The sequence below is a fragment of the Buttiauxella cochleicola genome (assembly GCF_021282435.1).
GTDB lineage: Bacteria > Pseudomonadota > Gammaproteobacteria > Enterobacterales > Enterobacteriaceae > Buttiauxella > Buttiauxella massiliensis.
Genome location: NZ_JAJSOT010000001.1, coordinates 618,707 through 632,379 on the forward strand (window position 1 = coordinate 618,707; position 13,673 = coordinate 632,379).

The window sequence follows — 13,673 nt, forward strand, 5'->3', positions numbered from 1 at the left end:
GTCAGAATTTGACCGCTCATGGAGTATAGAAGTGGAGTCGGGCTTACGCCGTAATCTGTTCCATCGCCTGTAAAATACGCTTATCAGAAATCGGATAAGGCGTACCCAATTGCTGCGCAAAGAAGCTCACACGCAGCTCTTCGATCATCCAGCGGATCTCCTGCACGTCTTCGTCAACCCGGCGTGCTGGCGGCAGTTTGTTCAGCCACTGCTGCCAGGTTTGCTGCACGTGTTCCACTTTCAGCATTTGCACGCGGTCACGATGCGGATCGACGGCCATTTTCTCGAGGCGTTTCTCAATGGCATTCAGGTAACGCAGCGTATCGCCCAAACGTTTGTAGCCGTTTCCGGTGACAAAACCGCGATAAACCAGCCCGCTCATTTGGGCTTTTACATCCGACAAACCCAGCGCCATGGTCATATCCACGCGCCCTTTCAGCCGTTTGTTAATGTTGAAAACGGCAGTGAGGATTTGTTCGACCTGCTTCGCAATCTCTACCACCGTGTCATTGAGCTCGGCGCGTACCTTCTCATGCAGCGCGGCAAAGCCCTCTTCGCTCCAGACCGGGCCGCCTGCCTGCGCGATAAGTTTATCGACGCCACAAGAAATGCAGTCATCAATCAAATCCAGCACCTTGCCGTACGGGTTAAAGTACAGGCCGAGTTTGGCTTTGTTCGGCAGCTTTTCATGCAGGTATTTAATCGGCGATGGGATGTTAAGTAGCAGCAAACGGCGCAAACCACGCCACATTGCCTGTTGCTGTTCAAGCGGGTTATCAAATAGCTTGATTGCCACGCTCTCTTTTTCATCCACCAGCGCCGGGAACGCCTTCATGCGGTAATTGCCGCGTTTCTGCTCGTAGCTTTCCGGAAGCTTACCAAAGCTCCAGATATGCAGGCCACTTTGTTCAATACCGTCATCGGCAACCGCCGAGAGCGTTTGCTGGACTTTCTCTTTCAGCCCACCTTTCAACTCGGTGAGGTCTTTACCCTCTTTGAGTTTCTTATTATTTTCATCGACGATACGGAAAGTCATTTTCAGGTGATCGGGCACCTGATCCCAATGCCATTCTTCGCGGTCGATAGTAATGCCCGACATGCGGCGGAACTCACGCTCTAAACTTTCCAGCAGCGGCAGTTCCAGCGGCGTCGCTCGGCCTAAAAACGCTTCGGCGTAGTTTGGCGCAGGCACAAAGTTACGGCGTACTGGCTTAGGCAATGACTTAATCAGCGCAATAACCAGTTCACGGCGCACGCCCGGAATTTGCCACTCAAACCCGGCCTCTTCGACCTGGTTTAATAGCGGCAGCGGAATATGCACCGTCACACCATCGGCATCAGCACCCGGTTCAAACTGGTAAGTCAGGCGCAGCTTGAGATTGCCCTGATGCCAGAAGTTCGGGTAGTCGAGTTTGCTGACCTGTTCTGCACCCTCTTTAATCAACATGCTCTTTTCGAAATTGAGCAGGTCCGGGGTCTCTTTGCTGACCTGTTTCCACCAGTTATCAAAGTGGCGCGCAGAAATCACATCGTGAGCAATGCGCTGGTCGTAAAACTCAAACAGCGTGTCGTCATCCACCAGAATGTCGCGACGACGGGATTTGTGTTCAAGTTCTTCAATTTCATTACGCAGCCTGAGGTTGTCGCGGAAGAACGCATGGCGCGTCTGCCAGTCACCTTCCACCAACGCGTGGCGAATAAACAGCTCACGGCAAAGTGCCGGGTCAACCTGGCTGTAATTCACGTTGCGGGCAGCAACAATCGGCAAGCCGTACAGCGTGACTTTTTCTGTCGCCATCACCGCACCCTGCGATTTCTCCCAGTGCGGTTCGCTGTATGAGCGTTTTAATAAGTGTTGCGCCAGCGGCTCAACCCATTCCGGGTCGATACGAGCGGCAATGCGCCCCCACAGGCGGCTGGTTTCCACCAGTTCAGCAACCATCGTCCATTTTGGCGGTTTCTTAAATAAACCGGAGCCAGGGAAGATAGAGAAGCGAGCATTACGCGCGCCGGTGTATTCCTGTTTATCGGCATCTTTCTGGCCGATATGGGAAAGCAAACCGGTCAATAATGCGCAGTGAACCGAGCGGAAATCCGCAGGTTCGCTGTTAATTGGCAAGCCGAGTTCTTTCACTACCTGGCGCAATTGGGTGTAGATATCCTGCCATTCGCGCACACGCAGGTAGTTCAGGTAATCGAGCTTGCACTGGCGGCGGAACTGGTTCGATGACAACTCTTTTTGCTGCTCGCCGAGGTAGTTCCACAGATTCACAAAGCTAAGGAAATCAGATTCTTTGTCCTGGAAGCGACGATGTTTTTCATCCGACGCCTGCTGTTTGTCCATCGGGCGCTCGCGCGGGTCCTGAATCGACAAACCGGCGGTGATAATCATCACTTCGCGCACGCAGCCAAATTTCTGCGCTTCCAGAACCATTCGCGCAAGGCGCGGGTCGACTGGCAATTGCGCCAGCTGGCGGCCTGATGTTGTCAGTTTATAAACGCTGAGATCGGCATCGCTGGTGATAGCACCAAGCTCTTCAAGCAGGCGCACGCCGTCCTGAATGTTGCGTTTATCCGGCGCTTCGACGAACGGGAACGCGGCAATATCGCCAAGGCCAAGCGAAGTCATCTGCAAGATAACGGATGCCAGGTTGGTACGCAGAATTTCCGGATCGGTAAATTCCGGGCGCGACAGGAAATCGTCCTCGGAATAAAGACGAATACAGATCCCGTCAGAGACACGGCCACAACGACCTTTACGCTGGTTTGCCGAAGCTTGCGAAACCGGCTCAATAGGCAAACGCTGGACTTTGGTACGGTAGCTATATCGGCTGATACGCGCCGTACCCGGGTCGATAACGTATTTAATGCCCGGAACGGTAAGCGAGGTTTCCGCGACGTTGGTTGCCAACACAATTCGACGCCCAACATGCGACTGGAAGACGCGGTTTTGCTCGCTATTCGATAAGCGCGCATACAGCGGCAGCACTTCGGTGTGCGGCAGATTCAGCTTGTTGAGCGCATCAGCGGTGTCGCGAATTTCACGCTCGCCGCTCATGAAGATCAGAATGTCTCCGGCACTTTCGTGGCCGAGTTCATCTACCGCATCAAAAATAGCCTGCAGTTGGTCACGGTCGGTATCGTCGGCATCTTCAACTATCGGGCGATAACGCACTTCCACCGGGTAAGTACGGCCCGAAACTTCGATAATCGGCGCATTATTGAAATGGCGCGAGAAGCGTTGCGGATCGATGGTCGCAGAAGTGATGATGATTTTTAGGTCCGGGCGACGCGGCAATAACTCACGCAAATAGCCCAGCAGGAAATCGATGTTCAGACTACGTTCGTGCGCTTCATCGATGATGATGGTGTCGTACTGCATCAACAGGCGGTCTTGCTGAATTTCCGCCAGCAGGATGCCGTCGGTCATCAGTTTAACCATGGTGTTTTCACTGACATGATCGGTGAAACGCACTTTATAACCGACGCAACCGCCCGGCTCCGTTTGCAGCTCTTCCGCAATACGATTGGCAACGGTTCGCGCCGCCAGTCGACGAGGCTGCGTATGGCCAATCAAGCCTTTTACGCCGCGCCCCAGATCCATACAGATTTTTGGAAGCTGCGTGGTTTTACCTGAGCCAGTTTCCCCCGCCACGATAACCACCTGATGGTCACGAATGGCATCGAAAATGTCCTGCTTTTTCTGACTTACAGGCAGATTTTCTGGGTAAGTGATTTTTGGGCGCGAGGCTTCACGCAGCAGGACCTTACCGGCGGCGGAGTCAATCTCTTGCGCAAGTGAATCAAGCACAGCCTGCTGCGATTCAGGATTTTTCACCTTCTTCGCGCCATGTAAACGGCGCGAGAAGCGTTGTCTGTCGCGTAGCATTAAGCCATCAAGGCGAGAGAATAATGAGGACAGTGAGGGTTTTATGTTTTCCATTACGTAATCATCTGGGCAGCGCACTGCCTGGTAAGTCTGTATCGTCAATTAGCGCTAGATTAGCACATCACACCTTTTGACGCCTTGTTCAATAAAATCGAACATTGAGTTCGATATATTGCGCTATCACTGCAAGCGGATTGTGAATAATCTACACCACAGCAACGGGCAATCAGTCCCGAATGAACACAACAAAGGAATCACCCATGAGCAAAGTATTAGTCCTGAAGTCCAGCATCCTGGCAGGTTACTCTCAGTCAAATCAGCTGTCCGACTATTTTGTTGAACAATGGCGTGAAGAGCATAGCGCAGATGAGATTACCGTGCGTGATCTGGCTGCGAACCCAATCCCAGTATTGGATGGCGAGCTGGTTGGCGCACTGCGTCCAAGCGATGCGCCACTGTCACCACGTCAGCAAGAAGCTCTGGCGCTGTCTGATGAACTGATCGCCGAGCTGAAAGCTCACGACGTAATTGTTATCAACGCACCAATGTACAACTTCAACATTCCAACACAGTTGAAGAACTATTTCGACCTGGTAGCCCGTGCTGGCGTGACTTTCCGTTACACCGAAAAAGGCCCAGAAGGTTTGGTAACCGGCAAACGTGCTGTGGTTCTGACCAGCCGTGGCGGTATTCATAAAGATACTCCTACCGATCTGCTGGTTCCGTATCTGAACATTTTCTTAGGCTTTATCGGTATTACCGATGTGAACTATGTGTTCGCTGAAGGTATTGCGTACGGCCCTGAAGTAGCGACTAAAGCGCAAACTGACGCGAAAGCGGCAATTGATAGCATCGTTACTGCGTAATTTTTAGATGGTAATTTTTGAAAACGGCAAACTTTATGTTTGCCGTTTTTTATTTCTACAACAAAATAAAGATCAATAAGAACGACGAGACTAAAAAAGAAAGCCCAAACCATTCAGTATAAAGTAATGCAAAAGCGAACAAAGTATTCATTACCCACCAAAGGAATATGCGTTTTCGCAGTCCATGCCAGTCATATTCTGGATAACAGAGATTTAGAATATAAATAGTTAAAGTTGTCAGGATAATCAAAATGTTATCATCCGTGAAACGCAGGCACAGCTAGTGAGTGGGCGCTGTATACGTTCATTATGCGAGGGAGGTAATTTAAGCAATGTTAACTGTGTGAAAATTGTTTTGCAATTAGTGTTATTTGATATTGATAAACAAAAATAAGCACATTAAATCAATGAATTGCATTTAATTAACACATCAATAAATACTTTATACCTATGCATTACAAGAAATGCATTCACGGAACGGATTATATTGAGATAAATATTAATGGGGAATAAATAAGAAATGGGAAATAAGAGAGGCGGTTTATAACCGCCTCTCCTGGGGAACTTAATTAGCCAATTAATTGCTGGGCTGTTTTCTCAACCAACGCCAGCAGGACTTTAATATCCTCAAGCGTAACGGTCGGATTGAGCAGAGTCAGCTTCAGGCAAGTGACGCCGTTATGCTCAGTCACACCTACGTTTGCGCGGCCAGAGTCCAGCAATGCATCACCAATTTTCTGGTTCAGCAGTGCAATTTCTGCGTCGCTAGTAGAGGCCATTTGCTCAGGACGGAAACGGAACAGAACGCTCGCCAGTTGTGGTTTCATCACCAATTCAAGAGACGGCTCTTCAGTAACGTACTGCGCAACTTCTTGTGCAAGTGTCACACCATGATCGATGATCGCGGCGTATTGCTTCTGACCTAATGCTTCCAGACCCATCCACAGTTTCAGTGCGTCGAAACGGCGAGTCGTCTGCAAAGATTTAGACACCAGGTTTGGCACGCCAGCGGCTTCATCGAACTCAGAGTTCAGATAAGCCGCCTGATAGCGCATCAACTCGTAGTGGCGCGCTTCTTTCAGCAAGAAAGCACCACAGCTGATGGTCTGGAAGTATTGTTTGTGGAAGTCCAGGGTGATGGAGTCCACTAACTCAATACCGTCCAGATAGTCGCGATATTTCTCGGACATCAACAACGCACCGCCCCACGCTGCATCAACATGCACCCAAATCTGGTGCTCTGCTGCCAGGGTGGCGATTTCACGCAGCGGATCAATTGCGCCAGCATCGGTAGTACCCGCTGTTGCAACAATCGCCAGGATCTGTTCGTCGTTTGCCTTAGCCTGTGCCAGTTTCTCGCGCAGATCGTTAATATCCATACGCGCGAATTCATCGGTTTTCACCAACGTCACTGACTGGTAACCGAGGCCCATTAAAGCCATGTTCTTCTGCACTGAGAAGTGTGCGTTTTCAGAACACAGGACTTTAATCTTTTTCAGGTTGCCTACCAGGCCATCTTGCTGGATGGAGTGGCCCTGGCGCGCAAAGAACGCGTCACGAGCCAACATCAGGCCCATCAGGTTGCTCTGGGTGCCACCACTGGTGAACACGCCAGCATCGCCTGCCTGATAACCCACTTGAGCACGCAGCCATTCAATCAGCTTCATCTCAATGATGGTCGCAGACGGGCTTTGATCCCATGAGTCCATGCTCTGGTTTGTGGCGTTGATCAATACTTCTGCAGCCTGGCTGATAACCAGACTTGGGCAATGCAAGTGCGCGACACACTGCGGGTGATGCACCGACAGGCTGTCTTTTAAGAAGTATTCGATCGCACGCTCAATAGCGACCTGGTTGCCCAGGCCCTGAGGATTAAAATCCAGTTGAATGCGTTCACGCAGTTCAGCAACAGATTTACCCTGATACATCTCAGGTTGCTGCAACCACTGCACAACAGCCGCGCTGGTCTGTGCAATGGCCTGCTGGTAGGCTTCAGTGCTTTGCGCTGAGCCTGCCAGGATAGGATTTAATTCAGACATCGAGGTCATTAACTCCACTCAAACAGGCTTGATGCCAGCCGCTAACAGCGCCTGCTCAAACTTATCGAGGAAAATAGCCAGCTCATCATTAGTGATAAGCAAAGATGGTAGCAGACGCAACACGACGCCATTACGGCCACCACGCTCCAGAATCAGCCCTGCTTTGAAGCAGTTCTTCTGCAGCAATGCGGACAACTCAGCATCAGCTGGGTAGCAACCCATATGATCTTTGGCTTCGTTTGGTTTAACGATTTCGATACCGATCATTAAGCCAAGACCACGAACCTGGCCAATGACCGGGTAACGTTTTTGCAGCTCAGCCAGTTTGCTTTTCAGCCACTCGCCCTGTGCTGCAACTTTGTCAGCAATCTTGTTTTCGGTCAGATGCTTCAGAGTTGTCAGACCGGTTGCCATCGCCAGTTGGTTACCACGGAAAGTACCGGTGTGGTGGCCTGGTGACCATGCATCAAACTCTTTCTTAATGCCCAGAACAGCCAGTGGCAAACCACCACCAACCGCTTTAGACATAACAATGATGTCCGGCTCGATACCAGCATGTTCGAAGGCGAACAATTTACCGGTACGGCAGAAGCCAGCCTGAACTTCATCGATGATCAGCAGAATGCCGTGTTCTTTGGTGACTTTGCGAATGCGCTGCAGCCACTCAACAGGAGCTGGGTTCACGCCGCCTTCACCCTGAACCGCTTCCAGAATGACGGCCGCAGGTTTGCGCACGCCACTCTCAACGTCGTTGATCAGGTTTTCGAAGTAGTAAGTTAATGCTTTCACGCCAGCTTCACCGCCAATACCCAGCGGGCAGCGGTACAGGTGCGGATAAGGCATAAACTGAACTTCAGGCATCATGCCATCAACCGCTTCTTTCGGTGACAGGTTACCTGTTACGGAAAGTGCGCCATGAGTCATGCCGTGATAGCCACCAGAGAAGCTGATGATGCCTGAACGACCGGTAACTTTCTTAGCCAGTTTCAGCGCAGCTTCAACTGCATCCGCACCGGATGGACCGGTGAATTGCAGGCAATATTCTTTACCCTGACCTGGCAATAAAGAGAGAAGATATTCCGAGAACTGATCTTTCAACGGTGTTGTAAGATCCAGTGTATGTAACGGCAAGCCGCTGGTAATGACATTTTGGATGCTTTGCAGCACGTCAGGATGGTTATGCCCAAGAGCAAGCGTACCCGCACCGGCCAGGCAATCAAGATATTGATTATTCTCAACATCAGTGATCCAAACACCGTTGGCCTGCGCAATTGCTAAAGGCAATTTACGTGGATAACTTCTGACATTCGATTCAAATTCAGCTTGACGCGCCAAATAGGTTTCATTGTTACCATTGAATGAATTAGCACCTAAACTATCAATACGGACTTTATCCGTCATCATATCTCTCCCACAGCTGCCGGTTCGTTAATTTGGCAGTTGAATTAATGAATGTAGAAAAACTGAGCACCATGTAAAAAACGCCGTCAATATAGGTTCTTTTTACTCCCTACTCAATATTTTATTTTGTGAATGTCTGTATGTTGTCCTAATGTTTTTATCTTGTACTTATTTTATGAAAATCAGTGCATTATCTACGCACCAGCTTCTTGTGCTGTGCATTTGCCTTTGCGTAGTCATTAACTTCACTTATTTGCATTTTTACAGCTAAATAATTCGATACGCCCAATCTCAGTATGAGATGCAACGAGGTACTGTCACGTAAATCCTACCTAACAGATACGACCGTTCATGAGGAGGCTGTTTTCTTAATCGAGAATGTACTTAAAAAATATAAGGTGAATATTTTAAATAGAATAAAAACCAATCACTGGTTTTAAATTAAGCTGCTGAGAAAATAAGCTTTTTATTTCGGATGCTATATAAATATATGTTTATAGCACCTAAACGAGACCAGCATTAAGACCTCTGATTGGTAACCGTTTGATGCTATACAACAACTGATCCACTTATTCCTTAATGACGGATTGAACCAGGTTGCCTGAGGTTGCCCGTGTGCCCAAAAGCCGGCATTGGCGAGGATGAGGATGTAGGGTTGATAGTCTGCGAATCGCTCCCACTAAGACCAGCTACGGTATCGCTAGTCCCAAGGCCGGCAACTGTATCACTGCCTATTAAGTCGACGGTTCCCGTTTGTTGACTGCTGCTCGATGAACTGCCTGAGCCCGTATTACTTGCTCCAGAGTTCATCGTTAATTGCGCGAACGCCGCTGTGGTAACCAGAGATAGCACCACGGTCAAAATAATCTTTTTCATTAGTTGTTCCTCATCCAGTACTCATATCTGTATCCATAGTACGGAAGAAAAGAGTGGCTTTTTGTCCCTATACTATTTCACGCATACAGGTAAATGAGCGGACTTCAGAACAACGGTATCGCTAATACATGCGTGTACAATCCGTGTCATCAAAGCAACTTCAGTGTAGCCCAGCGCCTTGTGTCACGAGTTATTTTTTCATCCATTGGCCGTTAATGCCGCGTACGAATTCGCCCGGTTGTGCGCGAGCCACCAGCTTCTGCCCGGCCAATTCTGCGACCTGGTTTGCTGAGATATTGTTGCTGTCTGCCAGTTTCTGATAATTTTCCGCACGCGCTTCGTTAATGCTTTTCACCAACGCCAGCGTCTCTTTATCTTGTTTGATTGGCGCAACATAACCGCTTAGTGTCTCCCCCACACGCCCTTGCTGGCGTGCTTCAGACAGAGTTAACGCCAATGCCTGTTGGCTAAGTAATATGCTTGCCAGTAAAACACTCTTAACGATTTTGTTCATGAGCTTCACTCCTGACCAAACAAATCGCTGCGGTTTTTAAGCAACGTTTCAACGTCTTTATCGACTTTAATATGAATCTCATGCTCGATTTTCACGTTCATATTAATGGTGATAGGTTCTTTTGGCGCCGCGACTTCAATACGCGGCGTGCATCCCGTTAACCCGGCAATCCCTGTCACCAGGAGCATAGCGATGACGATTTTCATTGTGTTTCCTCACAAGCTTTATCGCGAGCCTGGCAGCGCACATCCGGCAGTTCGGTATGTTGCTCAAGCCAGGTTTGCAAATTGTCCCCAAAACGCAGGCTGCGCCAAAGCGTAAAGAGGTTTTCCTGATGGCTGTAGTTCAGCCGCACTTCATTCCTTTTCCCTTCAACCTGGCTTGTGCCCTGCACATTCGCCCGCAAAGTTAGCACGCCAAGGTTATCTAAATTGATATCTGTCCAGGAATGAGAAATCTCCATATAACGCAGCCAGTTAACCGCAACACCTGCAGCAATATTGTTCTCAACAATGGCATCAGCCATATCTTTATCCAGCCGCAATGTCAGTGGGCCAGGGTTTGTCAGCCAGCCACCTTTAATGATCCATTGTGGATGGTTAAGCCACAGCGGCAAGGCACCATTCACACGCCCGGACATAGTGAACTGCTTGGGATTGACCGCAGTAATCAATTCGCTCGACGAGATATTTTCTAAGCGTAGCAAGGCTGCATCGCGTTGCGGCATGCGCAACTGCTGCATTCGTAATTTTCCACCCAGAAGATCCACATTAACGTTACTGAGCATCAACGGCTGCTTTTCACTCCATGGATACCAGCCTTCGAGATCGGCCGTGACATTGGTCGCGGCAATCTGATTTTTAACTTCGGCTATCCGCAATGTGACCGGACCATCAGTCCCTAATCGCCAGGTGCTGTGGCTAAAACGGAATGGCAGCACAAAATCAACACCATTGATTTGGTTATCCGGCAACCAGACGCTGCCATTTTTCACCACGCCATGGCCGCCGGCCTCAAACCCTTGCCCTGCGGCTGCGGAAAAAGCAACCTGTGAATAGAGCGAGCCATCTTTTAAAGTCATTTTCCAGTCAGCGGGGATAAGCGACTGGAACACAGTTAAACCTTGCTGTGGCCACCACGCATTACCGCGCAGGCGCACACCATCCCAGCGGCCATTCACACGTACCGGGCCAATACTCCCTGCGTGGAGGTCACCTTTATACTGGAATGAAGAAGGATCTTCGCCCGTCACGCTAAAGGTTAATGTTGACGGCGGTAACGTACTGCCACCGCTGAAAGTCGTTTCTCCCGCATTGAGGATAAACGCGCCATCAAAAGTTGGAGCTGTTTGTGCACGCTGCCAGTGAAGAGGCCTCTCCAGGTTCAAGCGTGGTTCAGTGACCAGCATTGAGCCATACTCAAGCTTGTCAAAGCCGGTAGAAAGCGAGCTAAGTTCAATCACGCTATCGCGCCACACTCCTTGCCCACGCACATCCCACTTAGCCTGCATCGGGGTAAACTCACCCTTGCCCCAATACTTCCACCGCCATAGCCCAGCATCTGGCAAAAAGTCATCCGCTTTACCATCCAGATGCAGCTCGAAATTACCCATCTGGTTTTCGTGTGCGCGAACAATTGCCTGCAACCGCCCATCGACACCGCGCTGCGTGACACTGACTCCGGCCAGTGGCCAACGAATTTCATCGACATCGATGGAATCGATGACTCGCCCACGTGATCGCAGTAGAGCGCCTGGACGGAACAACAATTTTGGATCGGCAATCGCCCCGCTAATTTCACCCGGCAGCACTGCGTAAAACACCATGCCATCTTGTTTTGCTTCACCGGTTAATTGCACCGGTAAGGAGCTGTTGATCATGCTGAGCTTCCCGGGGCCAATATTTAACACCGCGTTGGCTTTCCCGGCACTCCCCTGCGTGACGACGTTCATACGCCCGCTGATTAAGGCCTTTTCCAGCCCCTGCTTCCAGTCATCAACCCGTAAAGCAATGCCACCTCGCAGCGGGAACCCGGCATAGGGCCAGAACCACTGCCCACCATTGACTTCAAAAATGTTCTCACTGATGGTCCATGGCAGCGTCAACAATGCCTCAGCCGCAGCAGGCTTCTTCAGTGAAAATGAACCCTGATCATCGTTCCAGTTCAGAACGACATCGACCAGTTCAGGCTCTTGTGGAATGCGTAATTTAGTTGCGAGATGACCCTGTTCAGGCAGTTTATCGGTAAGCGGAGGTAAGGTAATGGTGCCGACAAGTTCCAGCGGGTCCATACCAGCAAAAGCCTGAATCTTTAACTTTTGCAGATTGAGCATTTGACCGTTTAGCTGCGCATCAACGCTGAGCGATGGGCCTTGGTAGTGAACCGTTTGCTGCTGCGGTGTTAACGTTAAACGTAAACCGCCGGAGAACTGTTGAAAGGGGGTTACATTGACCCTATCTATAGTAAGCAGGCTTTCAGGCAGCAGTGATTGCCACTCGGCCAAAGTACGCGGTGCGGCAGGGCCAGATTCGTCGAGAGGAATTTTACTCAGGCAATCAACGTTAAGATTGAGCGTATCAAGATGAATGCGCCAGCGTTTGGGGTGGCTAAGAGTGGCATCTTTTATCGTCGCCAGCTCGCAATCCCCGGCAAGATAACGCAAATCAGGAACGATTATCGCACCACGCGTAAATCGTGGGCTGGCTTCCATAGCAATGCGTGTCCCTTGCGGCAGCCAGATACCGGCAAGCGTTGGCAGCCAATGGGCTATAGTCATCAGAAGCGTTAACGGTAGTAGAATGAGTATCAATACCAACGCAATAATGGCTTTATATTTACCCTTCATGGGTGGTTAATATCCTGATTCTGCGACAATTATGTGCCCATTTAAACAACATATGCGATCATTCTTGCATTATTTGGACCGGGCGTGAAGGTCGTGCCTGGTATAAGCGTAGCCAACCTTGCGTTAGCAGTAGAATTTCATGCTTGAAAATAAATTTTAATATTTGTAAGAATATTTTAAGCGTGATAATTTTACATCAATATTATTCTGGAGATAAGTCTCATGAAACTGGCAGTGTATAGCACAAAACAGTACGACAAAAAGTATCTGGAGCAGGTTAACAATGAATATGGCTTTGATCTTGAATTTTTCGACTTCCTGCTAACCGAAAAAACAGCCAAAACTGCTCATGGTTGCGATGGTGTTTGTATCTTTGTGAATGACGACGGTAGCCGCCCTGTTCTCGAAGAACTCAAAAGGCATGGTGTGAAGTTCATCGCATTGCGCTGCGCGGGCTTTAACAACGTCGATCTCGACGCTGCTAAAGAGTTAGGCCTGCCGGTGGTACGAGTACCAGCTTATTCACCAGAAGCCGTAGCAGAACATGCACTCGGCATGATGATGTGCCTGAACCGTCGTATTCACCGCGCTTATCAGCGTACCCGCGATGCGAACTTCTCTCTTGAAGGGCTGACTGGCTTCACCATGTACGGCAAAACCGCCGGTGTGATTGGCACCGGTAAGATTGGTATTGCTGCGCTGAGAATTTTGAAAGGCTTCGGGATGCGCTTGCTGGCGTTCGATCCGTACCCAAGTGCAGCCGCACTTGAACTGGGTGTGGAATATGTCGATTTGCCAACGCTGTTCGCACAGTCAGATGTTATTTCACTGCACTGCCCTCTGACGCCTGAGAACTATCATTTACTTGACCAGGCTGCATTTGCACAGATGAAAGATGGCGTGATGATTATCAACACCAGTCGTGGCGCTTTGATTGATTCCCAAGCCGCTATTGATGCGCTGAAGAACCAAAAAATTGGTGCACTGGGAATGGACGTTTACGAGAACGAACGCGATCTGTTCTTTGAAGATAAATCTAACGATGTGATTCAGGATGACGTGTTCCGCCGCCTGTCGGCCTGCCATAACGTGCTGTTTACCGGCCACCAGGCATTCCTGACTGCGGAAGCGTTAACCAGCATTTCCGAAACGACGCTGGAAAATTTGCGTCAGTTAGAGAACGGCGAGCCTTGTGTTAATCAGGTGAGCTAATCAATGGCGGATGGCGCAACGTCATCCGCCA

The 13,673-nt window shown here is 49.7% G+C and carries 8 protein-coding genes; 2 read left to right on the forward strand and 6 right to left on the reverse strand.

Features of this window, described 5'->3' with window-relative positions; translation table 11 throughout:
- Window positions 1-43: 43 nt before the first annotated feature.
- On the reverse strand, window positions 44-3,943 hold the full coding sequence (hrpA, locus tag LVQ77_RS02805; protein WP_232903607.1) for an ATP-dependent RNA helicase HrpA: 3,900 nt from the start codon (window positions 3,941-3,943) through the stop codon (window positions 44-46).
- Between the two features lie 206 nt (window positions 3,944-4,149).
- Between hrpA and azoR the strand changes: the two genes are divergently transcribed.
- Window positions 4,150-4,755: an FMN-dependent NADH-azoreductase gene (gene azoR / locus LVQ77_RS02810; RefSeq protein WP_034455656.1), complete on the forward strand. Its 606-nt coding sequence runs from the start codon at window positions 4,150-4,152 to the stop codon at window positions 4,753-4,755.
- 569 nt (window positions 4,756-5,324) lie between these two features.
- On the opposite strand, the gene LVQ77_RS02815 is transcribed toward azoR, so the two are convergent.
- From LVQ77_RS02815 to LVQ77_RS02835, 5 genes are all read right to left on the reverse strand, one after another.
- Entirely contained in the window at window positions 5,325-6,794 is a 1,470-nt protein-coding gene (locus tag LVQ77_RS02815; RefSeq protein WP_232903608.1) for a pyridoxal phosphate-dependent decarboxylase family protein, read from the reverse strand.
- Window positions 6,795-6,812: 18 nt separating this feature from the next.
- Window positions 6,813-8,198: a diaminobutyrate--2-oxoglutarate transaminase gene (locus LVQ77_RS02820; RefSeq protein WP_232903609.1), complete on the reverse strand. Its 1,386-nt coding sequence runs from the start codon at window positions 8,196-8,198 to the stop codon at window positions 6,813-6,815.
- Between the two features lie 1,063 nt (window positions 8,199-9,261).
- On the reverse strand, window positions 9,262-9,585 hold the full coding sequence (locus tag LVQ77_RS02825; RefSeq protein WP_151993438.1) for a YdbL family probable chaperone protein: 324 nt from the start codon (window positions 9,583-9,585) through the stop codon (window positions 9,262-9,264).
- Window positions 9,586-9,590: 5 nt separating this feature from the next.
- Entirely contained in the window at window positions 9,591-9,791 is a 201-nt protein-coding gene (locus tag LVQ77_RS02830; RefSeq protein ID WP_034455663.1) for a YnbE family lipoprotein, read from the reverse strand.
- A complete protein-coding gene (locus LVQ77_RS02835) occupies window positions 9,788-12,430 on the reverse strand; it encodes a YdbH family protein (RefSeq protein WP_232903610.1) in 2,643 nt (880 codons plus the stop codon). The genes LVQ77_RS02830 and LVQ77_RS02835 overlap by 4 nt, the downstream gene beginning before the upstream one ends.
- 222 nt (window positions 12,431-12,652) lie before the next feature.
- On the opposite strand from LVQ77_RS02835, the gene LVQ77_RS02840 reads away from it, so the two are divergent.
- Window positions 12,653-13,642 (forward strand): 2-hydroxyacid dehydrogenase, encoded by a 990-nt coding sequence (locus LVQ77_RS02840; protein ID WP_064518747.1) that lies wholly within the window; start codon window positions 12,653-12,655, stop codon window positions 13,640-13,642.
- The last annotated feature ends 31 nt before the right edge of the window (window positions 13,643-13,673 follow it).

Excerpts from the sequence above, each read along its gene's own strand:
- hrpA (WP_232903607.1), bottom strand. The coding sequence starts at position 3,943 with ATGGAAAACATAAAACCCTCACTGTCCTCATTATTCTCTCGCCTTGAT.
- azoR (WP_034455656.1), top strand. The coding sequence starts at position 4,150 with ATGAGCAAAGTATTAGTCCTGAAGTCCAGCATCCTGGCAGGTTACTCT.
- LVQ77_RS02815 (WP_232903608.1), bottom strand. The coding sequence starts at position 6,794 with ATGTCTGAATTAAATCCTATCCTGGCAGGCTCAGCGCAAAGCACTGAA.
- LVQ77_RS02820 (WP_232903609.1), bottom strand. The coding sequence starts at position 8,198 with ATGATGACGGATAAAGTCCGTATTGATAGTTTAGGTGCTAATTCATTC.
- LVQ77_RS02825 (WP_151993438.1), bottom strand. The coding sequence starts at position 9,585 with ATGAACAAAATCGTTAAGAGTGTTTTACTGGCAAGCATATTACTTAGC.
- LVQ77_RS02830 (WP_034455663.1), bottom strand. The coding sequence starts at position 9,791 with ATGAAAATCGTCATCGCTATGCTCCTGGTGACAGGGATTGCCGGGTTA.
- LVQ77_RS02835 (WP_232903610.1), bottom strand. The coding sequence starts at position 12,430 with ATGAAGGGTAAATATAAAGCCATTATTGCGTTGGTATTGATACTCATT.
- LVQ77_RS02840 (WP_064518747.1), top strand. The coding sequence starts at position 12,653 with ATGAAACTGGCAGTGTATAGCACAAAACAGTACGACAAAAAGTATCTG.